At 62.4% G+C, this 22,379-nt stretch carries 18 protein-coding genes; 4 read left to right on the plus strand and 14 right to left on the minus strand.

The features are described 5' to 3' along the window. On the plus strand, positions 1 to 363 hold a 363-nt coding region (locus tag KHO41_RS24640), incomplete at its 5' end, for a tyrosine-type recombinase/integrase (protein WP_211955878.1). Between the two features lie 22 nt (positions 364 to 385). Next, entirely contained in the window at positions 386 to 1,555 is a 1,170-nt protein-coding gene (locus tag KHO41_RS24645) for an IS91 family transposase (RefSeq protein ID WP_211955879.1), read from the plus strand. 432 nt (positions 1,556 to 1,987) lie between these two features. On the opposite strand, the gene KHO41_RS24650 is transcribed toward KHO41_RS24645, so the two are convergent. Then, positions 1,988 to 3,796, minus strand: a complete 1,809-nt coding sequence (locus tag KHO41_RS24650; protein WP_211955880.1) for an AAA family ATPase — start codon at positions 3,794 to 3,796, stop codon at positions 1,988 to 1,990. A gap of 185 nt (positions 3,797 to 3,981) precedes the next feature. On the opposite strand from KHO41_RS24650, the gene KHO41_RS24655 reads away from it, so the two are divergent. Both KHO41_RS24655 and KHO41_RS24660 read left to right on the plus strand, forming a co-directional pair. Then, entirely contained in the window at positions 3,982 to 4,809 is an 828-nt protein-coding gene (locus KHO41_RS24655; protein ID WP_211955881.1) for a hypothetical protein, read from the plus strand. Between the two features lie 374 nt (positions 4,810 to 5,183). Further along, positions 5,184 to 8,813 (plus strand): SIR2 family protein, encoded by a 3,630-nt coding sequence (locus KHO41_RS24660; protein WP_211955882.1) that lies wholly within the window; start codon positions 5,184 to 5,186, stop codon positions 8,811 to 8,813. 86 nt (positions 8,814 to 8,899) lie between these two features. Here the strand turns inward: KHO41_RS24660 and KHO41_RS24665 are convergent, their stop codons facing one another. From KHO41_RS24665 to KHO41_RS24725, 13 genes are all read right to left on the minus strand, one after another. Beyond that, positions 8,900 to 10,336, minus strand: a complete 1,437-nt coding sequence (locus tag KHO41_RS24665) for an MFS transporter (RefSeq protein WP_211955883.1) — start codon at positions 10,334 to 10,336, stop codon at positions 8,900 to 8,902. Positions 10,337 to 10,507: 171 nt separating this feature from the next. After that, a complete protein-coding gene (locus KHO41_RS24670) occupies positions 10,508 to 11,464 on the minus strand; it encodes a PDR/VanB family oxidoreductase (protein WP_211955884.1) in 957 nt (318 codons plus the stop codon). 85 nt (positions 11,465 to 11,549) lie between these two features. Further along, positions 11,550 to 12,524: a VOC family protein gene (locus KHO41_RS24675; protein ID WP_211955885.1), complete on the minus strand. Its 975-nt coding sequence runs from the start codon at positions 12,522 to 12,524 to the stop codon at positions 11,550 to 11,552. A gap of 22 nt (positions 12,525 to 12,546) precedes the next feature. Next, positions 12,547 to 14,022 (minus strand): aldehyde dehydrogenase, encoded by a 1,476-nt coding sequence (locus KHO41_RS24680; RefSeq protein ID WP_211955886.1) that lies wholly within the window; start codon positions 14,020 to 14,022, stop codon positions 12,547 to 12,549. Between the two features lie 250 nt (positions 14,023 to 14,272). Continuing rightward, entirely contained in the window at positions 14,273 to 15,073 is an 801-nt protein-coding gene (locus tag KHO41_RS24685) for an aspartate dehydrogenase (RefSeq protein WP_211955887.1), read from the minus strand. A gap of 11 nt (positions 15,074 to 15,084) precedes the next feature. Then, positions 15,085 to 16,779 carry a thiamine pyrophosphate-binding protein gene (locus KHO41_RS24690; protein ID WP_211955888.1) on the minus strand — a complete coding sequence of 565 codons (1,695 nt, stop codon included), beginning with the start codon at positions 16,777 to 16,779 and terminating at the stop codon, positions 15,085 to 15,087. Continuing rightward, positions 16,772 to 17,575 (minus strand): SDR family oxidoreductase, encoded by an 804-nt coding sequence (locus KHO41_RS24695; protein WP_211955889.1) that lies wholly within the window; start codon positions 17,573 to 17,575, stop codon positions 16,772 to 16,774. The genes KHO41_RS24690 and KHO41_RS24695 overlap by 8 nt, the downstream gene beginning before the upstream one ends. A gap of 5 nt (positions 17,576 to 17,580) precedes the next feature. Further along, positions 17,581 to 18,438, minus strand: a complete 858-nt coding sequence (locus KHO41_RS24700) for an IclR family transcriptional regulator (RefSeq protein ID WP_211955890.1) — start codon at positions 18,436 to 18,438, stop codon at positions 17,581 to 17,583. 46 nt (positions 18,439 to 18,484) lie between these two features. Then, positions 18,485 to 19,021: a cupin domain-containing protein gene (locus KHO41_RS24705; RefSeq protein ID WP_211955891.1), complete on the minus strand. Its 537-nt coding sequence runs from the start codon at positions 19,019 to 19,021 to the stop codon at positions 18,485 to 18,487. 40 nt (positions 19,022 to 19,061) lie between these two features. Next, on the minus strand, positions 19,062 to 19,832 hold the full coding sequence (locus KHO41_RS24710; RefSeq protein WP_211955892.1) for an SDR family oxidoreductase: 771 nt from the start codon (positions 19,830 to 19,832) through the stop codon (positions 19,062 to 19,064). Then, a complete protein-coding gene (locus tag KHO41_RS24715; RefSeq protein ID WP_211955893.1) occupies positions 19,825 to 20,892 on the minus strand; it encodes an aromatic ring-hydroxylating dioxygenase subunit alpha in 1,068 nt (355 codons plus the stop codon). The genes KHO41_RS24710 and KHO41_RS24715 overlap by 8 nt, the downstream gene beginning before the upstream one ends. 48 nt (positions 20,893 to 20,940) lie before the next feature. Then, complete coding sequence (locus tag KHO41_RS24720; RefSeq protein WP_376989525.1) at positions 20,941 to 21,246, minus strand: recombinase-like helix-turn-helix domain-containing protein; 306 nt, start codon at positions 21,244 to 21,246, stop codon at positions 20,941 to 20,943. A 213-nt stretch (positions 21,247 to 21,459) separates the two neighbouring features. Then, entirely contained in the window at positions 21,460 to 22,350 is an 891-nt protein-coding gene (locus KHO41_RS24725; RefSeq protein ID WP_211955895.1) for an alpha/beta fold hydrolase, read from the minus strand. Between the last annotated feature and the right edge of the window lie 29 nt (positions 22,351 to 22,379).

Here is a 22,379-nt window from a genome sequence, read left to right on the forward strand (position 1 = left end):
ATGCTCTCTCCCGTGCTGCTCGAACGCCTGCGCGTTTGGTGGCGAGTTGCCCATGCCCAGGGCAAGATGCTCGACGGTGGCTGGTTGTTCCCGGGCCTCAACCCCATCGAGCCGCTCACTCCCCGGCAACTCAATCGCGCCATCCATGCCGCCGCCGAAGAGGCACAGATTGAGAAGCACGTATCCATGCACACGCTGCGACACAGCTTCGCTACCCACCTCCTCGAACAGAAGGTCGACATTCGCGTCATTCAAGTACTGCTTGGGCATAAGAAGCTGGAGACGACAGCGCTCTATGCCCAAGTCGCGACTGATCTGCTGCGCGAGGTCGTCAGCCCACTCGAGAACCTGCGTTCCGACTAGAGGTCCCGCCGCCGAGCTCATTGTGCTCGAGGTTGCGGACATCTTCCGCCTCCACGGGCCGGCCTGGCGACAGACTGCCCACTTGAGCCTTGGGCAGTTGCAGGTCATGTCGGCCATCGAACAGTGCCGCACCGGGGCACTGGGAGGGCATGTGCTGCGCTGTTCCGGCTGCGCCAGGCCCGAGGTGTCCTATAACTCCTGCCGCAACCGGCATTGCCCCAAGTGTCAAGCCAGCGCTGCGCATCGCTGGCTCGAAGCGCGCAGTGAGGATCTGCTCCCCGTCGAGTACTACCACGTTGTGTTCACGCTGCCCGCGTCCATCAGCGCCATCGCCTGGTACAACAAGGCGGTAATCTATGGTCTGTTGTTCGATGTCGCCGCCGATACCCTACGGACCATCGCCGCCGACCCGAAGCACCTCGGCGCGCAGATTGGCGCCACCCTGGTGCTGCACACCTGGGGATCCGCACTCACCCATCATCCCCACGTGCACGGCATCGTCCCCGGCGGCGGCCTGTCACTGGACGGCGAACGGTGGGTGGCTTGCCGCCGCGGCTTCTTCTTGCCGGTGCGTGTGCTCTCTCGCCTGTTCCGACGCCGTTTCCTCGAGGCCCTCCAGGCTGCGCATGATCAGGGTCAGTTGCAGTTCTTTGGCGACTACGCCGCCCTCGCCGATCCGGCTGCCTTTGCGCAGTGGCTTGCGCCGCTTCGCACCTCCGAATGGGTCGTGTATGCCAAGCGCCCGTTCGCCGGACCCGAGGCGGTGCTAGCTTACCTATCGCGCTACACCCACCGCGTCGCGATCTCCAACCAGCGCCTGCTTGCCCTGGACGAGCGTGGCGTGACCTTCCGCTGGAAGGATTACCGTGCCAAGGGCCGCACCCGCTACAAGACCATGACGCTCGATGCCGGTGAGTTCATGCGGCGCTTCCTGTTGCACGTGCTACCGCACGGCTTCCACCGCATTCGCCACTATGGGCTGCTTGCCAACCCGGTGCGCCGTGCCAACCTGGCCAAGGCGCGCGAGCTCTTGGATGTCGCGCCCGCAGTCACCGATCCACCTGACGACACCGGCCTCGCGATGCCCACGCCCTTCATCTGCCGGCATTGTGGCGCACCGATGCTCATCATTGAGGTCATTCCGCGCAGTGCCTGTATCCGCGGACCACCACCGAAGCGAGTCATCGCATGAGCCCACACGTCCTACGCATCAAACTCGATCGTCGGCTCTTCGGAGACCAGAGCCGAAAGCGGACAGTCGTGCTCGCTGTCTCACACCGCCTCATTAAATGCTCGCAGCGTCCCAAGGATTCTGACCCACCACCACCTCGCGTCATGCCTCCGTCCGCTTCACGCCTCGCTTCCTGCGACATCCCTTGGCATCGCTGACCGAGCAAACGCTTCAATCGCCATAGCCCGGCGCACCACATCGCTGCATCCCGCGGTTTCCTCCCTTGAGGATTGTTCGACGCCTGCCCACAGGCGCCACCCTCGCTCTCTGTCCTGCAGTCGAGGGCAGGCATCAAACAATCCTTAACAAGAGCGGTCAGTTGGCACACCATCCTGGTTGGACCGATTCGGGTGCGTGTTGTCATCCAGGATTGGTGGGCCAATGTCTGTATGGCTAACAAGTTAGACTCTCAAGGTCTTCAAGTGCAAGTGTGAGGTTGGCAAGTAGCTGCGTATGATATGCGTGCTCGTGGCCTAGGCGGTAGTTCGGTTTCTGGTCCGATTTTCGGAGGTCGCGAATGCTGCGGGCCGTGATACTCCGCTGCAACTGTAAGGCTCGTTTGATAGACGACGCCGTCACCGTGGCAAGGTGTGATCTTCGGAAGGCGGTGGCTTGGAGTCGAGCGCCACCGCGAGGCGCGGCGACGTACTGTACGCCGTCCGCCCCCATTTCTGTGGCAAATAGTTCGCATAGGGCTTCGGTCTCGAGGACAAGGAAGCCGTTTGCGTGGGACAGTTCTCCCCGCGGTAAGCGTGTGTCTTCGACGACAAGCAGCGATCCCGCGTACTGCAGCAGGGCATGAACATCTTGCAGTACGCCCTCCCATTGTTCGATCTCGATCTCGTGCAGCACGTTCGCCATGACAACCACGTCGGCTCTTGTCGCTACCGAAGCGAGGAAATCCTGCGCGGATGCGAATACGCGTGCAGCCCCGTCGTCAAAATGTCGGCTCACCCGTTCGGTGCACAGCGCCCGCGTGACCTCGTTCGGCTCGATTGCATAGTAAGACACGCTGTCGGCCAACGCGTCGCCGAGCGCATGAGTCAGCCCCTCGAGTAGCCGCCCCTGGCCGGCACCAATGTCGACGATGGTCAGACGACCCTCACTCTTCCCAGCGATAAACTCCCGTATCTGCTGGATTTGTGGATCGCCTTCCTTATATGTAACCGCCTCGGGAGGGCAAAGGCAGTCGGCTGAGAACGCGCACGCAGCGAACTGGTCTGCGCGAACACAGAAATCGCTGATCTGCTCGGCGCCTGTTGCCCCGCCAAGAAGACCGTTAACCACCTTCTCCTGCGCTAGGCCAGCGCGCTCGAAACGCCCGTTTGAGCCGAACCAGATTGCCCGCGGCTCTAGCGCAGCAAGGTGCGCTGTCAGCGAAAGACTGTGTGTAGCAATCCACAGTTGCGCGTGCGGCAGGTGGGTACGGAGCGCGTCGATAAGTCCGACGAGTCGCGACGGATGTAGGTGCCGCTCCGGCTCGTCGAGATGTATTGGCACCGCAGCGTTCTCGAGCACTCGCGAATGGACCAGAACGGCGATACGGAATAACGCCATCTGCCCGTCTGAGAACGTTGTGCGATGAACGCCTCGACCATCGAGGGAAGCATGCCCATCGGCGATGTCGAGACACATGCCTGTGATACTGCTCATCAATTTCTGCAAGCGGGCGTACTCGCTATCGATCATTCTGTGCTCGCTGTGAAACCCGATCCGCTCATCTCCGAGGGCTGCAGCGTGGCGCACGCAGATGTCATCGATGTAAACGAGTGGTGCGCCAACGAGCAGCGGATCCGTTGGGTCATCGCCACGCGGGACGCCGACTGTTAGGCGCGCAAAATGCTCTCGATTTGCGATTGAAGAGTTACGCAAGATATCGGCGAGCGCGCAGTATGCGGAGAGTGCGGCATCGACGTCCTCGCCGCTTTCCCAAGCGAGTTCGAAGCCCTCGACAGGCGAGAGCATTGCGTCGAAAGCTTCGAGATCATGGCCCGCCCCGGCAAATGTGTAGTGATCGTCTGGATCGTTGGCGAGAGCGGAGAAGAACGCCGCCTTTTCCTGCCTTCCTGCTCGAATCTCAAGCAAACGGGCATGGCCGACATGCCTCGTGCGGCGAAGGAGCCAGTCCACCGCTTCGAGCATTCGCGTCTTTCCGCAGCCATTTTCTCCGACCAGAACGACGAGCTTCCCCAAATCGCTCATCAAGTTCTCTTGGAGTCCCAGTCTAGAAGCAATGTACGGATTGATAGCAAGGCGCGTGAGGTGCATGGCGAACGTCAAGAAAGTAGCAGGCCCGAAACATAACCCATTTTAAGGGCATCCCGGTTGGTAGATGGGCAGCGTGGCCCTCTTGTATCATCGACGCACAACAACGTAAGGGAGATCACATGAACCACACGCTGGACCTGCTAGACAATGCGATGGACAGCCTGGAAGAGGCACTGAAGAAGTTCGAGGAGGGGGATGGAGGCGATCAAAAGGCCTACAAATTCTGCGTGCTCCACATGGCACACTTCATTGAACTGATCTTTAAGCACCACATCACCGAGAAGCACCCGCTACTAATCTACGCCAACCCTTTTGCGCCAAAGATCGACCCAGCAACGGCCAAGACAATCGGGCTCTGGGAAGCTGTCAACTTCATCAACAATGAAGACAAAGACGCAGTCGCCGGCGATTTCAAGAAGGACTTGGACTGGCTGAAGCGGCTGCGCAATGACATCGAGCACCACAAATTCGAGATGGACGTGGCTACCGCGCGGATCACAATCGGTCGTCTATTCCGCTCTGTTCTGGAGTTCTTGGACTCTTACAGCGTTGTAGACGTAGAGAAGCGAATTCCGGACGCGACTAGGGCGATCTTCAAGGTTCTTTCGGACGAGTACCAGTTCAAACTGCACGATGCTCTTAAGAGGGCTGACGAGGTTGAGGCAGAAAATCCTGTAGATCCGATGGACCCCGACGCTGATCCGGTACGCATGGAATGCGAGGAGTGCGGCAACGACACTATGGTGGTCAACAAGGAGTCTGACTCAGGCTACCGATGCACGTTCTGCGAGAACGAGAACGGGGATGACTTGCCCGCCAGTTGCTCGTGCTGCGGTCAGCGTTTGACGGCTGGGGATCTTGAAACTTGGCACGATGATGTCACTGGTGTTGAGTACCGTTGCTATTACTGCTCTGGGCGTTATGCTGCCGACCGTGACCGAGACTGAGGACATTGCGTAAAGGCGGCACTCTGAAAACGTCAGCTCTGCAATGCGGTCATTCATTGGGAGCGGTTTGAAAGGCGGCTTTGGGTCGGTCGCCTCTGGCCTTGGCAAGCCCCTGCCCAGCTACTCCGGGGGCAGAGATCGACCACGAAGCGTCATTCGCCCGCCGAGACGCTCGGACGCTGAGACGTCGCCAGTGCCACAGCAAGCTGCCGTTTGATCGGAGAAGCTGAACGTCGGTCCATCGGGCTTGGCAAATGGTCTGTGTCACGGAGACGTTCGCTAAAAGCATTTGTGCGCTACCCCTAATAGCAGACCGTCCCCCATAATGACGGTACCTCGATTGTCGCCAACGACAAAGCAAAGGAAACGACTCGATGGAACTACCGAATAAGCAAAGAAATATCGATCCTTTGAAACAAGTCCTTTTGCAGGAGGACACCGTGCTATTCATTGGGTCCGGGATTTCCCTTTGGGCGGGGCTCCCTACATGGTCGAACATGATCGAGGAACTTGCAACGTTTGTTGAGCGCAGCGGCGCAAGCGCCGACTTGATTCGACAAGAGGCAAAGAAGGGCGACCTATTACAGGCAGCAAGCTATGGTTTCGACAAGCTCACGAAGCAGCAGATCGGCGATTTCGTGAGATCTGCGTGTCGCTATGGACGAGCAAAGCCACACGAAATTCACAGGAAGATCGTCACATTAGGGCCCAGGTGCTTTATAACGACAAACTATGACGACTTGATCGAACAAGGTTTACGCCTCTGGCAACCCGATCGGTTTTACCGACCTCCTGTCACGAATAGACATTTGACCGAAACGGCCGAGATCGTCCACGCCCGCGCCACCGATTTTATTTTCAAACCTCACGGCGATGCTGGCGATAGCGAAAGCATAATTCTCACACGGGAGCAATACAGGCAGTTGCTTCCCCAAGGAGAGCGACAGGCCGCATTGGAATCCGTAAAAATGCTGCTCGCCAGCCGCCCCGTCGTCTATTTCGGATTTGGACTTCGAGATCCCGATTTCATCTATGTGCGCGATCTTCTCGCGAACACGTATAAGGGCGGAAGCCGTGATCACTACGCAGTCGTCGCAGACGTTCAAGAGCAAGAGATTGACTACTGGCGACGCAATTACGGAATTCACCTGATCGGATACGAGACGACACAACGCGAGAATGAGGCAGCTGACCATACACCTCTGCTAGAGCTACTTGATCTAATGCTGAAGCAAGCAGCAAGTGAGCAGCAATCTGCAGCTTTCAAGCCTCGCTCGCCTGAGGTCCTTCTTGCGTTGGCTCGCCACGCAGCCGCTCTCAGCCGTACACCGAAACAAGCCCCAGAGTACTCGATTCGAGTTCGTGCTGAATCGTTGCGCAAGGATAGCTTGATTGGGCGAAGGATGTTTGATCATTCTCGGATCGACTCATTTCTCACTGAGGGACCGGACCGAGCGGTCCTAACCGGCCTTCCCGGCGCGGGAAAATCGTACTCCATGCGAAGAGCCGCAGCACACCTTGCGGAGCGCCTTCACGAAGCGAGCCTAGCTGCTGAATTCGACCAGATAAGCGTGATCGTACCGGTATTTGTTGACCTTAAGCTCTACCACGGGAATCTGCGACAACTTGTTAATCAAACATTACCAGGCGGCCTGCCCCTCGACGAATTGATTAGTTCGTTCAGAGTAAAGATCTTCCTCGATTCGTTTAACGAGCTACCTCGGGAATACTGGGAGAGTGGAGCGTACGAGGCAGATTTTCAGCACTTTTTCGACAGTATTGGCGAGACCTCCGTTGTAATCAGCTCTAGAACATCGGATGGCTTGAACAAATTAGAAATTCCATTTTTCTGCCTTGATCAAATCGATCAATCCATAGTTGAGAGCGAGCTCGATCGACTACGGATAAACGTCGATGGAAGATTCCGATTGGAAATGATCCATTTACTTCAGCGGCCATTCTTCTTTCGATACGTCACAACCGGCGCAATCAATTTACCCGCAGCGCCTCATCCGCGGGACTTCTATAAATCACTTCTTGACAATACACGTGATAGATTTACGTCGCGCTTTGGAATTAATCTCGATATCGAACGTGTACTTTCTCCGGTTGCCTACGAAGCATTGAATCGCGGAGAGGAAGCCTTTCCGCTTGGAAGTCTTATTACTATTTTGCAAGCTGGCCCGGCCGCTGAGTCGCTTGTTCAGGCAGGGATATCAGCAAGTGATCTTGCTAACTGGCTTGTTTCGGATTCCCTTTTGGTTCCGTATAGCGGAAGTCGAGTAGCCTTCATACATCAATCGATCACAGAGTACCTTGCCTCAACAGAACTCGCCAGGCGCTATCTGTCTAATTCACTAATTCTTATCGAAAAGATGGCGCTAAAGAGGTGGGATCAAGCGCTATTTTTTACACTAAGCCTACTACCATTCGAACAGGCTAATGTTTTTTTACAGGACGTGATTAAATGTGATTTTGAACTCGCCCTGAATGCGTCTAAATATATGGAATCTGGTCGAGACGCGGTTATAGCGGAATTGCTAGAGAAAATTCCGACTCGCTGTGGTATCGATTTGCGCCGAGAATGGTCTGTAGCTTGGACAATGGAAAATCTTCCCCTTACCGAAGCGCATGAGCCACAGCTACGTTTATTGGTCAAGCTCGGCAATACCTTAGGTGGGACGGCACTAGCCAAGCTGATCGCGATCAAGGGCGAACAAATGAAGGCTGAAGCACTTCCGATGCTTTTGGGCCGGTGGGACGATTTCAATTTTTGTCAGAACGGGTTGGCCCCAGCACTGGCTCCATACGTAACCGAAGACGACGCAATCAGAATAGCGTGTTTGGCAGACGAACTTGATTTGAAAATCAATCCCGAAGACGATGAAGATTGTGCCGCGGGTTTTGTGAGCGGCGCCAGTACTCTCTTGGGTAGTCTGGACCTCTGTGCCGTGGAACGCATATTCATACCGTCGAATCGGTCGGCACCCGTTCCAAAGACCCGTGGGCGCGTGCTGTGCAATCTCCTCCGCGACAATCGCACCACCATGGGATTGACAATTGCAGGCGATTTGTTGCTCAGAGGTGTCAACGAAGCGGCTATGGTAATAGCCTTCGTCGGAAAGTTTGCGAAACTCGAAGACGAGTCATCTTGGGCTTCGTTTACATCTGAACACGTCACACAACTCGAATCACTTTTAGAAGTCGAGAGGTCTTCGGCCGTTGAAGCCCTTAGATACCTATGCGCCGCAAGACCTGACCTGTCAAATCTCGTGAATGAACGCGCTCATCAGATCCACGGGTTGCGTAAGGCGGTGTTCCTTTACTGCACCGCCCCCAACGATTTGAGACCAATCTTCTCGGCCCTTGGTGAATTGCTGGACAAGAGTGATGCGGAACGAAAAATTTTGAAATATGAACCGTTGTTGCGTATCGAATTCGATTGGACTGGGAAGGAGGTTCTATTCACCAAACTCATGAATCTTCAAGATGCTCGTCTCGCGTCCGCCCTGTTAGGAGGCTCGATTCCGCCAGATCTACCGGGTTTGGGTTGCTTGAATATTGAAGATATCGAACCGTGGCTGGAATGGACGCTTGAACTTGCAGCCACTTCTGACTATTTCTGGCTGTCACGAGGAATAGGCGCCTTGCTCGCGGAGCATGTAAGTCAGACTGTCAAGCAAAAGTTGATAGCGGAATTTCAACGAGAGGACTCCAAATTTAGAGCACTGTTGTTGCGAAATGTGATCCCTCATTTCACAGAAATCACGACGGATGCATTCAACGAGAATACAATATCGTTTCTATTGGCTGATCTACGCCGAGAGGGAAGTGTGTGGCCTCTTGATGGACACCTACTTGGAAGTGCTGCAACCGAGCGTTTTGTCGCTGAACGACTATTGCCACTGCTCCCGGCGGCGGCAGATGGAACGTTTTCGAAAAATTTACGTAAAGTGCTAGAGCAAGCGGGGGGCCGCCATGGGATACGGTATCTTATTGGATGAAAGCGACGGACTTTGGTGCGCGGGCTAGATCATTCATGGATTTGCGCACCGAGCCCGCCGGCAGATCGACTAAGCCCCCCAATACCTCAAACCTCCAACTCCTCCAACACCTGCCCCTTAGTCTCAATCCCCAAAAAGTGCACCGTAATCGCCGCCAAAAACGGCACAGCCGCCAGCGAAAGAAACGCACTACTGAGATTCCCGCTGCCAATGGTGCTAGCGATCAGCGACGGAGCAAAGATAGCCGCCAGCTTCAGCCAAGCACCACCCAGCCCACACCCCATAGCCCGCACACTGGTCGGATACAACTCCGGCGTATAGACATACGCCGTAATAAACCCGCTAGCCAGGAACCCCATAGCCAGCGCACACAGCGTCGCCACAACATAAACATTCGACGCATGAAACACCCCCGCCAGCACCAGCGACAGCGCACACAGCAGGAACGACACATTAATCACCGGCTTGCGCCCAACCTTGTCCACAATCATCGCGCAAACCAGCGACCCCACCACCCCCAGCACTGAAGCGCCAGCAGCCAGATTCAGCGCGAGTTGCAGCGGTGCGTGATACACGGTCTTGTAGACCGTCGGCAGCCACGTCGACAAGCCATACTGGATGAACCCGCAGGTCGCCCACAGCATCCACACCGCCAGCGTGCGGCCGATATAGGCCTTGCTCACCAGGTCACGGACACGGCGGCGCGGATGATGGGTCATCGCATCAAAGGCACTGGTATCCCCCACCGGCGGCAGCGGCGTGCGGGCACGCGCCTCGAACGCACGCAGCGCGCTGTCGGCTTCCTCCATCCGCCCCTTCTCCGCCAGCCAGCGCGGCGATTCCGGAATCACGCGGCGCAGGATGAAGAACAGCACCAGCGGAACGCCGCCGAGGAAGTACATCACCTCCCAGCCGTAGTGCGGCACCAGCCAGGCGCCCACGCCGTTGGAAACCATCAGGCCGATCGGGAACACGACTTCATACAGCAGCACGAAGCGGCCACGACCATGCGCGCGCGTGACTTCGTTGATGTAGGTGGCCGCTACCGGCAACTCGCCGCCGAGCCCCAGGCCCTGCACGATACGCAGCAGCAAAAAGATCTCGAACGACGGCGAAAGGCCGCAGGCAATGCTCATCAGGCCGATGATGCCAGCACTCCAGCCAATAGAACGCAGCCGGCCGAAGCGCTCAGCCAGCGCCGGGAACACCAGTGCGCCGACAAGCTGACCCACCGACGGCGCCGCGATCAAAATACCGATCTGGCCCGGCGTGAGCGACCACTTGGCGATCAGCAGCGGCAGCGTGGCGGCGATGGCGATGACGTCGAAGCCGTCGAAGAATGTCGCAAGGCCGATCAGCAGCCGCGCGCGGATATGCATGGCATTGCCCGGCATGCGCTCGATGCGGGCGATGATGTTGCCCCGTGTGACGCCGCCCGTGCTACCTGCGGCACTGGTGCTGCGGCTGTCGGCAAAGCCGGCGGCGCCATCGGCCGCGGTCACGATACTGGCGCTCGCCGCCATCTGCGCGCTCGGGGACGCGGTGTCTTGTCTCTGTGTCAGCACGGTGCTTCTCTTCTAATACTTTGGGGGGCAGTCAGCCATCGCGCCGCGGCACGGAGGGCTTCGGTTGCGCGCTCGGGCGCACTGGTGAAGCGCCGGCGAGGCCGGCAGGCCCCGCCGTCGGGCGTGGACTTACAGGTCCAGCACCAGCCGGCTGCCCTTGCAGCCGGACACGCAGACCATCATGGTCTTGTTGGAGGCGCGCTCGCTGTTGCTGAGCACACTGTCGCGGTGGTCGGGGCAGCCTTCCAGCACGGCGGTCTCGCACGAGCCGCACACGCCTTCGCGGCAGCTGTGCTCGACATCCAGGCCGGCTTCGAGCAGCGCATCGAGCAGCGATTTGCCCGACGGCACCTTGACGAGGGAGCCCGTGCGCGACAGCTGCACGACGTATTCGCCTTCCTGCACCGACTCGGTCGACGGATCGGCGGCGAAGCGCTCGATATGCACATTCGGATAGCCGTGCGCCTCGCACGCGGCTTCGAACGCGTTGAGCATCGGGCCGGGGCCGCAGCAGTACAGGTGCGTCTGCGCGTCCTGGCCGGCCAGCATGGCTTTCATGTCGGGCGGTGCGCCGGCTTCGTCGTCGAAGTGGAAACGCACCGCGTCGCCATACGCCGACAGCGATTCGACGAACGCGGCCTCGGCGCGCGTGCGGGCACAGTACAGCAGCGTGAACGAACGGCCCAGCTCGGCCAGGCGGCGTGCCATGCAGACGATCGGCGTGACGCCGATGCCGCCGGCGACGAGCACCGTGTGCGCGGCGCTTTCATCGAGTTCGAAGTTGTTGCGCGGCGCGCTGACGGTCAGCGTGGCGCCGACGCGCAGTTGCTCGTGCACGTAGCGCGAGCCGCCGCGGCTGTTGCGGTCCTGCAGGACGCCCACGGTGTAGCGGTCGCGGACTTCCGGCGCGCCGCACAGCGAGTAGCTGCGGACCAGGCCATTGCCGAGGTGCAGGTCGATATGGGCGCCCGGACCGTATTCGGGCAGCGTGGCCCCGTCGGGATCTTGCAGCTCGAGGCTGACAATGCCGCGCGCTTCGTAGCGCATGGCCTGGACTCGCATCGTCAGGGTCTTGTGGGCACTCATGTCTCTTCCTTCTGTTTCCTTGGCGTGCTGCGCACAATGCCGCAGCAGCACTACTAGCCTGGTCTTGCGCTCGCGTTCAGCGGGTTCAGCGCTTCTCGGTCAGGAACTTGCCTGCCGGGCCGCCAGCGTTCTTCTGGCGGCGCGTGTTGCCGTCGATGCCGCCCTCGATCGCCCATTCGGCGAACATGGTCGGGCCCGGCTCGAACGCGCGCGGCTCCCAGTGCTCGTCGAGCTGGTCTTCGTCGGCGTAGTACTCGATCAGGCCGCCGGCCGGATTCTTGAAGTACCAGAAGTACGCCGACGAGATCGGGTGACGGCCCGGGCCGAGCTGCGTGTCCCAGCCCTTGCGCGACATGTGCATGCCGCCGCCGAAGACTTCGTGCAGGTCGCGCACGGTGAACGCCACGTGGTTGATGCCAGCCTTCGGTTCCGGCAACTGCAGCAGGAACAGGTCATGGTGGCCGCCTTCGGCTGCGCAGCGCAGGAACGCGCCGCGGTCCGGGTAGCGGTCGGACGGCACGAAGCCGAACTTCTCGACGTAGAAGCGCTCGGTGGCCTTCACGTCCTTGACGAAGAACACCACGTGGCCGACTTCGATCGGCACGGCGCGTTCGTAGATCGGGCTGCGCTGGTTCAGGCGCGGCTTGTCGTTCCACGTGTTCATCAGCGCGCATTCGACCTGCACCTCATGCTTGCGCGTGACCTGGAAACGCACGGCCAGGCCGTTCGGGTCGGTGCAGCCGATGCGCAGCGTGTTGCCTTCGCCCTGCTTCACGAAGCCGGGCGCGTCAGCGATAGCGTCTGCGATATGGTCCAGCGATGCCTGCGTCTCCACGCCCCACACCACTTCGCGCAGCGTCGGGCCGGCTTCGATCGCGGGCGGCAACGTGGCGTCGTCGATGCGGCGCACCAGCACGCGGCAGCCGTTGAGCGTTTCGAAGTCCAGGCCCTGCGCGTCGTCGCGCTTGATGGTCAGGCCCCAGTCGCTGAAAAAGCCGCGGCAGGCGTCAAAGTCATCCGCGCCGTAGACGATTTCGTCGATTCCCAATACCTTGATCATGTTGTGCTCCAGCTTGCGGGGCTCAGTTGGCCCACGGCAGCGGTTGTTCGTTCAGGCCCCAGTACACGCTTTTCTGCTCCATGTACTGCAGGATGCCCAGCCTTCCCTTCTCGCGGCCGAGGCCGCTGTCGCGCCAGCCACCGAACGGCGCGGAAATGGAAAACTGCTTGTAGGTGTTGATCCACACATTGCCGGCTTGCACGGATCGTGCCACGCGCCAGGCGCGCTTGTAGTCGCGCGTCCAGATGCCGGCCGCCAGCGCGTAGACGCTGTCGTTGGCCTGCTCGATCAGGTCGTCCTCGTCATCGAACGGGATCGCCACCAGCACCGGCCCGAAGATTTCTTCCTGGGCGATGCGGGCATGGTTGTCCAGGCCTTCGATGATGGTCGGCGTATAGAAGTAGCCGTTGGGCAGGCCCGCCACGTCCGGACGCAGGCCGCCGGTGCGGAGCTGGCCGCCGTCCTGCACGCCCATGGCGACATAGGACTCGATCGAGTCGCGGTGGCGATCGGTGATCAGCGGGCCCATCTGAGTGCGCTCGTCGGCCGGATCGCCCACGCGCAGATGCGCAGCGCCGGCAGCCAGGCGTTCGATGAAGGGCTCGTACTGCGAGCGCGCCACGAACAGGCGCGAACCGGCGATGCACGATTCGCCCGACGAACTGAAGATGCCATACAGCACACCGTTCACCGCGTGGTCGAGATCGGCGTCGTCGAACACCATGGTCGGCGACTTGCCGCCCAGTTCCAGCGACACCGGCATCATCTTGTCAGCGGCGATATGCGCGATGTGCTTGCCCGTGGTGGTGCCACCCGTGAACGACACGCGGCGCACCAGCGGATGCTTGGTGATGGCGTCACCGATCACCGAGCCCTTGCCGGGCAGCACGCTGATCAGGCCCTTGGGCACGCCGGCCTCGTCGCAGATGCGTGCGAGTTCCAGCGCCATCAGCGGCGTGACTTCGGCGGGCTTGACCACCACGGCGTTGCCGGCGGCCAGCGCGGGCGCCATCTTCTGCGCTTCGCTGGCGATCGGCGAGTTCCACGGCGTGATGGCGGCGACCACGCCCATGGGCTCGTACACGCTCATGGTCAGGCATTCGCCACGCTGCGGCGTGATCTGCTCTTCCAGCGTTTCGCACGCAGCGGCGAAGAACTGGAACGTGCTGGCAGCGCTGGCGACGAGTGCGCGCGTTTCGCTGATCGGCTTGCCGTTGTCCAGGCGCTGGCGCTGCGCGAGCGGCTCGGCCTGCGCGCGGATCAGCTCGGCCACGCGATACAGCACGGCGGCGCGCTCGTGCGGCTTGCGCCGGGCCCAGCCACTGGTCTCGAACGCGCGCTGCGCGCCCTGCACCGCTTCTTCGACATCCGCGAGGCTCGCGGCGTTGAGTTCGGCCACCACTTCACCGGTGGCCGGGTAGCGCGTCGCGTAGCGGTCGCCGGTCCCCAGGCGCCATTCGCCTGCGATACAGATGGGGAGTACTTCTTGCGTCTTCATTGTCGTTGCCTGCTTGGTCTGTCGTTGCCCTTGCGTCCTGCTGCGGTCTCGCGCTGCGACGGCCTGTTCATTTACTGCTGCGTAGCTCCCCTCTCCCGCTTGCGGGAGAGGGGTGGGGGGAGAGGGCAGGAATCTCCACGAAGTCCAGCTTGTCGTGCTTGCCACACGCCTGCCCTCTCCCCCGGCCCCTCTCCCGCATGCGGGAGAGGGGAGCAAACACGCGGTGGGCTTCAACGCCCAAGCATGTCAATCAAATCGATACCGCGTGCGCCCGGTTGCCCAGTGCGCGAACCACGCTGAACACCGTCAGCGCCGAAGTCTTGGGGTTGGCCGCGAGCGGCTTGCCGCGCATGGTCAGTTCGAAGCCGCCGAACGCGCCGCGTGCTTCGATGTGGTGGACGTTTTCCACGGCATTCGGGTCGGCCAGCAGGCGCACCGAAGTGCGGTCCAGGCCGAGCCCGGCCAGCGAAACCGTGGCCGCCACGTTGGCGTTCTTCGGGTACAGGCGGGCCGCGTCGCGCGCGGTGCCTTCGAAGATCACCGTGGGTTCGGTCAGGGCTTCCAGGTCGAACAGCTCGGCGGCCGGTGTGCCGGTCCAGGCGCGCGCCGGCTTGCGGCCGGTGTAGATGACCTCGTCGAGGCCGCCCACACGTGCCGCGGCCAGCGCGTCGATCGCGCCGATCGCACCCGACAACAGCTGCACCTGCGTGTTGCCACGGCGCGCGGCTGCTTCCAGCCGCTCGACCAGGCCCGGCTCGGACAGCGCGCCGACCGACACCACCATGCACGCGATGCCGCGCTCCAGCGCCGGCACGATGTGCTCTTCGAGCGCCTGGTGGCCCGCGCACTCGACCAGCAGGTCGGGGCGCTGACCGTCGAGGCCCGTCGCCACACGGACGTTGGGCGCGAGCGCCGACAGCGCGCTGCGTGCCTCATCCATCTGGCCTTCCGGCACGATCACCACGTCGAACGCGACATCGGGATCCGCCTTCAGCAGCTCCAGCACGCCGCGGCCGATCGCGCCGCATCCCACCATGGACACATGCAGCATGGACATCTCCCTTAGGCGGTCGTAGCCGGCGCAGCAATCGGCGCCTGCTTGTTCACCGGCGGGCCGGCAAACACGGTCTTGAAGCTGCCGATCGACAGCATGTCGATTTCCAGCAGGAACGGACCGGTCTCAGCCGTGGCGTCCTGCAGCGCGGCACCGATGTCGTCCAGGCTGCTGACGCGGCGGTGGCGCAACGACAGCGACTGGCACAGTTGAGCATAGTCCGGCGTGTGCAGGTCGACATAGTGGCGGCGGCCGCCGTACTGCGCGTCCTGGATGTTCTTGATCACGCCATAGCCCTTGTCGTTCATCAGCACGATGACCATGTCGGCGCGTTCCTGCACGGCCGTGGCCAGCTCGCCGAGGTTCAGGATGAAGCCACCGTCACCAGCCAGCGTGAAGGTCTTCTTGCCCGAAGCCGTGGCAGCCGCGCCCACTGCGGCGCCGATGCCCATCGCCAGGCCCTGGCCGATGCCGCCGCCCAGCGCATGCACGCCGGCACGCGAATCGAAAATCTGCAGGTGGCGGTTGCCCCAGGTGCTGTTCGACACGGTCACGTCGCGCACCCAGTTGAAGTTGCGGCCCACGGCCTGCTGCAGTGCCTGCACGAGTGCCGAATACGGGCCCAGACCGTCAACCAGCGAGCTGACCGCGGTGTCGTGTGCGCGGCGCAGGTCATCGGCGAAGGCCGGGTCGATCTGCATGCGGCCTTCGAGGCGATCGGCCAGTGCGTCGAGCGCGAGTGCGGCATCACCGCTGACGAAGTAGTCGCTCTGGTAGCAGCGGCCTTCCGAAGCCGGATCCGCATCGATGCGCAGCAGCGGGCGCGGCAGCTTCAGTTCGTACTTCAGCGTTTCATTGCCGCGCAGGCGCGAACCGACCACGAGCATCGCGTCGCAGCTTTGATAGAACTGCTCGACCGGCTTGTGCAGGTTGTAGGCACCCAGCGAACGCGGATCGTCTTCCGCGACGATGCCGCGGCCTTGCGTGCTGGTGACCACGCCGAAGCCCAGGTCCAGCAGGCGCTTGACCTGCTTGCTGGCATGGCGTGCGCCACCGCCCAGCCACAGCATCGGGCGCTTGGCCTTGGCCAGGCGCTCGGCCAGTGCGTCGATCGCGTGCGCCGACGGCTGGTGCTGCGGAACCGGCAGCGGCTTGAGGTCGACGGGCATGTCGATCAGCGCGGCCTGGATGTCGATGGGGATCTCGACGCTGACCGGGCCGGTCGGCGCCGTCAGCGCGGTCTGCACGGCCAGCTTGATGGTGCTGATCGCGGTGTCGGCGCTGCGCACGCGGAAGGCGGCCTTCGACACGGCCTTCAGCATGGTCAGTTGGTCCGGCGCTTCGTGGATGTATGCGAGGCTCTGGTCCAGGTACGGCGTTTCGATCTGGCCGGTGATGTGCAGCATCGGCGTGCCGGCGGTCAGGGCTTCGACCATGGCGCCCGCGGCGTTGCCGGCGGCGGTGCCGGTGCTGGTCAGGCACACGCCCAGGCCGCCCGTGGTACGGGCGCAGGCGTCAGCCATATTGGTGCCACCCGCTTCACCGCGTGCCGGCACGAAGCGGATGTTGCCGCGCTCGCCCATGGCGTCGAGGATCGGCATGTTGTGGATCGAGATCACGCCAAAGGCTGCCTTGACGCCGCACTGTTCGAGAAACGCCGTGATGGCGCAGCCCACGGTGACTTGCTGTTGTTCGTTACGCATGACGGGAGTGTCCTCCGGAGATATCAATATGGCTGCCCGTGGTGTACGAAGACAACGGCGAGGCAAGGAACAGGATGGCGCGGGCTGCCTCGACAGGCAGGCCCAGGCGGCCAAGGGGAATATGTTTCTGCTGGGCCAGGCGCGCGGTCCATGCGGCCCAGTCCAGGTTGCGGTCTTCTTCGGGGCGCGCATCGAAGCGGCGGCGCCACTGGCCCGATTCGACCAGTCCGATCAGGATGCCGTTGACGCGCACGCCCTTCGGTGCAAACTCGGTGGCCATCGAGCGCACAAGGTTCAGCACGCCGGCACGCGCGGCCGACGTGGCGACCATATGCGGCTCGGGTTGCTGTGCGAGCAGCGAGTTCACGCAGACGATGGCGCCCTGCCCCGATTGCTCGAGCTGCGGCAGGAAGGCGCGCGTCGGGTGGATCACGGAGAAGAACTTGAGCTGCAGTTCTTCCATCCACGCTGCGTCTTCCGTGTTCGCGAAGGTCGACACGCGGCCCTGGCCGGCGTTGTTGACCAGCATGTCGACGTTGCCGAGCGTGCTTTGCACATTGGCGGCAAACGCTGCGACCTGTTCGGGCTTGAGCACGTCGCACGTGGCGGCATAGAGCCGGCAGTTGGGGAACGTCTCGCGCAGTTGCGCTTCGGCGCTGCGCAGGCGGCTTTCGTCGCGGCCGCAGATGGCCACGGCGGCGCCCGCTTCGAGCAGCAGTTCGACGGTCGCCAGCCCGATGCCGGAGGACCCGCCTGTGACGACGGCAACCTTGCCGTCGAGTTCAATCATGGACATTGTCCTCACTCCCGATACAGATTCACTACCTTGCCGCCGCTGCTTTTCAGCGCGGGCCGGTAGTCCAGCAGGCGCGACAATTCGCCCGCGGTTTCCCTGACTTTTTCCACCATCGAGTCCAGCTGCGCGGGATCGATATGCGCGGCCGGAATGGTGGCGCCCAGCGCCGCCACCACCTTGCGGGTGCGGTCACGCACCGGCGCGGCGATGGTGGAAATGCTCGACTCGAAGAAGCCTTCATGCAGCACATAGCCGCGCTCGCGATCGTGCTGCACCAGTTCGTACAGCGCGTCCACGCTGGCCGGCGTACGCTCGGAGAAAGCCTCGAGCCGCGGTTCCGGATACAGCGCGCGCAGTTCGTCGAGCGACAGGTCTTCGAGCAGCACGCGGCCAAGCACGGTTGCGTGCGCCGGCAGACGGGTGCCCACGTTCACGGTGCTCGCGAACGGACGCGGCGACACGGCCTTGGCCACGTACACGATCGAACGGCCGTCGCGCACCACGAGGTTGCTCGGATAGCCGATCTCGTCGCGCAGGCGCTCCAGCAGCGGGCGGCCCAGTTCGGTCAGCTCCAGCGACGCCAGGTATTCGAAGCCCAGCCGCAGCACGGCCATGCCCAGGCGGAAGTCCCGGCCACCCTCGGCACGCTCGACAAAGCCGAGCATTTCGAGCGTGGTCAGCAGGCGGAACACCGTCGAGCGCGGCACCTGCAGCCGGCGCGCCAGCTCGGCCGCCGAAATCGCGCGGTCCTTGCTGTTGAACTCGCCGAGCAGGCGCAGGCCGCGCTCGAGGCCCGGGACGATGTACTTGTCCGGGAACTCGGCGGCGGTTTGCGTGGCGGTGGCGGGTTGCAGGGCGTTCATGGCCTGGGTACCTGGTTATGGCGCGGTGTGCGGTTGGGCACTCGCATCAGCGCTTGATCTTCGACAGCGGATGCTCGGGCGGGTACGTCGGCGTGATCGGCTTCTTGGCGCCCAGCATCACGCACATCAGCGCGTCTTCGTCGCCGATGTTGATTTCCTCGCGGTACACGCCCGGCGGCACCGAGACCAGGTCACGGTCGGTCAGGATGGTCTCGAAGCGCTCGCCGTCCTTTTCCAGGATCAGCTTGATCTTGCCGCGCATCACGAAGAACACCTCTTCCACGTCGGTGTGGATATGCGAGGGACCTTCGTGGCCAGCCGGGATGATCATGGTCGAGAACGTGAAGTTCTCCGACGGCACGGTGTTGGTGTCAGCGGCCACGCCGGTGCCACCGGTGCCCAGGTAGCGCATCTGCGCACGGCGGTACTTCGGGTCGTAGTCGGCCTGGAACTTCAGCGCGTCCCAGTCGTACTTGCGCGTGGAGAAGCGCGCCACGCGGCTTTCCATCCACTGGTCAAACGAAGCGTCTTCCGGTTGTTCCCACGAACGCTTGATGTTGGCTTGTTGAGACAGATCGCTCATTTGGATTCCTTCTGTTTCAGTAGATCGGTTGATCCGTGGATCAGTGCATGACAAAGCCGCCGTTGACCGCCAGCGTCTGGCCGGTCACGAAACGGGCGAGGTCGGACAGTGCGAACAGCACCGCGCCGCAGACATCGTCGGGCAGTTGCTCGCGCTGGATAGCGCGCTGCTCGCGATACAGGTCGTGCCGGTGCTGCGGCACGTATTCGGTGGCTTCCACCAGCGTCAGGCCCGGCGCCACCGCGTTGACGGTGATCTGGTCGCGGCCCAGTTCGCGCGCCAGCGAACGCGTCATGCCGATGATGGCGCTCTTGCTCGCCACGTAGGCCAGCAGGTTCGGCGCGCCCCACAGCGGCGTGTCGGAAGCCAGGTTGATGACAGCGCCGCGGCCGCTGGCCTTCAGGGCCGGCAGGCAGGCGGTGGTCATCAGCCAGGTACCGCGCACGTTGACGTTCATCACGCGGTCCCACGTGGCGACGTCGATGGCGCTGGCGTCACGGCCGCCGGAATCGGTCACGGCAGCGTTGTTGACCAGGCCGTCCAGACCGCCGAGGCCCTTGATGGCGGCGTCGGCGCAGGCCTGCACGGAAGCCGGATCGGACAGGTCCACCGGCACGGCCACCACCTTGAAGCCGCGTGCACGCAGTGCGTCGGCTTCCTGCTGCAGGCGGTCGGCCAGGATGTCGGCCATGGCCACGGCGGCGCCAGCTTCAGCCAGCGACTTGACGAAGGCCAGGCCCAGTCCGCGTGCGGCGCCGGTGACCAGCACCTTGCGCCCGGCCAGCAGGCCGTTGTTGTTGGCCTCAGGCATGATTTGCCACCCCGTCGGCAGGCTTGAGCATGGCAACCGGCTCGTCGGCGATTTCCTGGTCGGCACGGCGCTTCAGCAGGCGGCGCACACGCGTGATGCCGGCGTCGTGCTGGTACAGCATTTCGTGGTCGCGGGCCTGCGGCGCCATCGATTCGAGCACCACGCGGTCTTGCTCGAGCACGTCCCAGTGCAGCTGCTCCAGGCGGTTGCGGTACAGGAAGCGCCATGCATCGCGCTGCCAGCCCTGCACGTTGCGGGTACGCCAGAAAAACACCATGCAGTGGTCTTCATCGACCGGCGTAGCCATGCCGACGATGCCGAATGGGCCGCCGGGGCCGACCTTGTCGCGGTACGGAATTGCCAGGCGCAGCCACAGCGTGCCGGTTTCGCCGAATTCGACCCAGTCGAAGTTCACGCCACGCTGGCCGACCTTCTCGAAGATCAGGCCGTGGTCGGTTTCGCGGATCTGCATCGTGGCCGACTTCTCGCCGCAGGCCATCGAGTGCGACACGGCATGCAGGTAGGCGCCGTGCATCGGGTCCATGACGTTGTCGATGGCGTAGCGGTAGTTGCAGTCCCAGTGCGCGACGCACAGGAAGTTGCTGTGTTCTTCGCTGACCAGCTCTTCCGGCAGGCGCAGCACGTCGGGGCTGCCCTCGCCTTCCTGCGGGGCCTGGTCGCCGAACCACAGGAAGATCGCGCCGGCCTGTTCCTGCACCGGGTAGCTGCGCACGCAGGTGCGGCCTTCCAGCGGGCAGCTGTCCACGGCCGGCACGCTCTTGACCTGGCCGTCACCGCCGACTTCCACGCCGTGGTACCAGCAGGCCACGCGGTCACCGAGGTTCCAGCCCATCGACAGGCGGGCGCCGCGGTGCGGGCAGCGGTCTTCCAGCGCGTGGACCTGGCCGGCGTTGTCACGCCACAGCACGATGTTCTGGCTCAGGCGGGTGATGCCGATCGGGGCATGCGTCACCGCCCACGAGGCAGCGACCGGGTACCAGTAGTTGCGCAGGCCGCTGTTCAGGCGGGCTTCGGCGCGGGCTTGCTTGTTCGATTCCATGTTTCTCTCGCTCGGGGCTCTGTGCTTGTCGGTCGGGGCGGGCTGCGGTCAGGCGCCCAGCCGGCGCAGTTCAGCCAGGAAGCGCTCTTCGGTCCAGGCCTGGCCATCGAGGCACAGGAAGTCCGTGGCATTAAAGGCGCGGACGATGTCGGCCGGCGTTTGCGCGCCGCCTTCGAACGCGGCTTCGAGCGCGTCGCCGAGCTTGTTCTCGTAGGCCGAGGGAGCATCAGCGCGGGTCTGCCAGATGATGTTGGCAACCTTGCCCGGCTGTTCGATGTGGCCCTTGCCCGCGACGTTGTTCGGGGCCGGACGCTCCCAGGGGACCAGGTTGGGGTTGTACGAGAGGCTATCCATTGCGCTTTGCTCCATTTCTGCCTGCGTGGGGACCGGTTTCATCACGCTGTGATCCCGGTTCGGATCACGCTGCGTTTTGTTTTACTAATGAAACGCTGGTTTAGATATTGAACACAGGTACGACTATAGACAACGATCGTTCAAAAATTGACTAGGGTTAACCCGTGAAATGCGGAATGTGCTGCCGGGGCGGCGTGCCCCGGCTGAGGAAGGCTATCGATTGGCCGCAGGCAGGGCGCTGCGGATCAGGCGCGCCGTGGCGGCAGCCTGGTCGATGTAGCAGGCGTGTCCGGCATCGGGCACCGGGTCGAACGGCAGATGGAAGCGCTCGGCCAGCATGCCGCACGCGACCGGGGTGGTGACGACGTCCTGGCTCCCGCAGCCAATGCGCGCCGGCACCGAGGCCGGACGCCTGGCGAGGTAGGCATCGATATCGTCGCCGCACAGCATGGCCACTGCCTGACGGTAGCCGTCCACATGCAGGCGCCGCATGTTCCAGCGCACCCACGCCGCGGCGCCGGCATCAGCACCGCGGCTCAGCAATCGTCCGGGGCCGCGCTCGGCCAGCCCTTCGACGCCGAGCGATGCCAGCGCATCCAGTCGCTGCCGCGAGACTTCGCGTGACTTGTCTTCCTTGCCCGGCGCACCGTATCCCTGCGCCACGCTCAGCAGCAGCAACTGCGCGGGCAGTCCGGCCTCATCGGCACCGGCCACATAGGCAGCGGCCATCAGCGCGCCGAGCGAATGGCCGACGATCAGGTCGGGCCGCACGCCCAGCGTACGCAGCCATTCCCGCAGGCGCTGCGCATAGTCCGCCGCCTTGGGCTCCGCCTGTGCCAGCGGCGTGGAGTCGCCGTAGCCAGGCGCGTCCCACGCGAGCACGCGCGCATGCGCGGCCAGCAGGCTTGCGCACGGCAGCCAGGACGGCGCACCGGAGCTGATGCCGTGTAGCAGCACGATCACCGGACCGGCGCTGCCGCCGCTGCGGTAGGACACCTGTGCACCGCCGCCGATCTGCGCTACGCGTTGCGCAAACCCGCTGTCCAGCGCCGCAAGCATGTCTTGTGACGGTGGGCACGCTTCTTGATAGTCTTTTTGTTCCATATATAAAACTCAGGTTTGTAAATGAAACC

It is taken from the genome of Cupriavidus numazuensis (genome assembly GCF_905397435.1).
GTDB lineage: Bacteria > Pseudomonadota > Gammaproteobacteria > Burkholderiales > Burkholderiaceae > Cupriavidus > Cupriavidus numazuensis.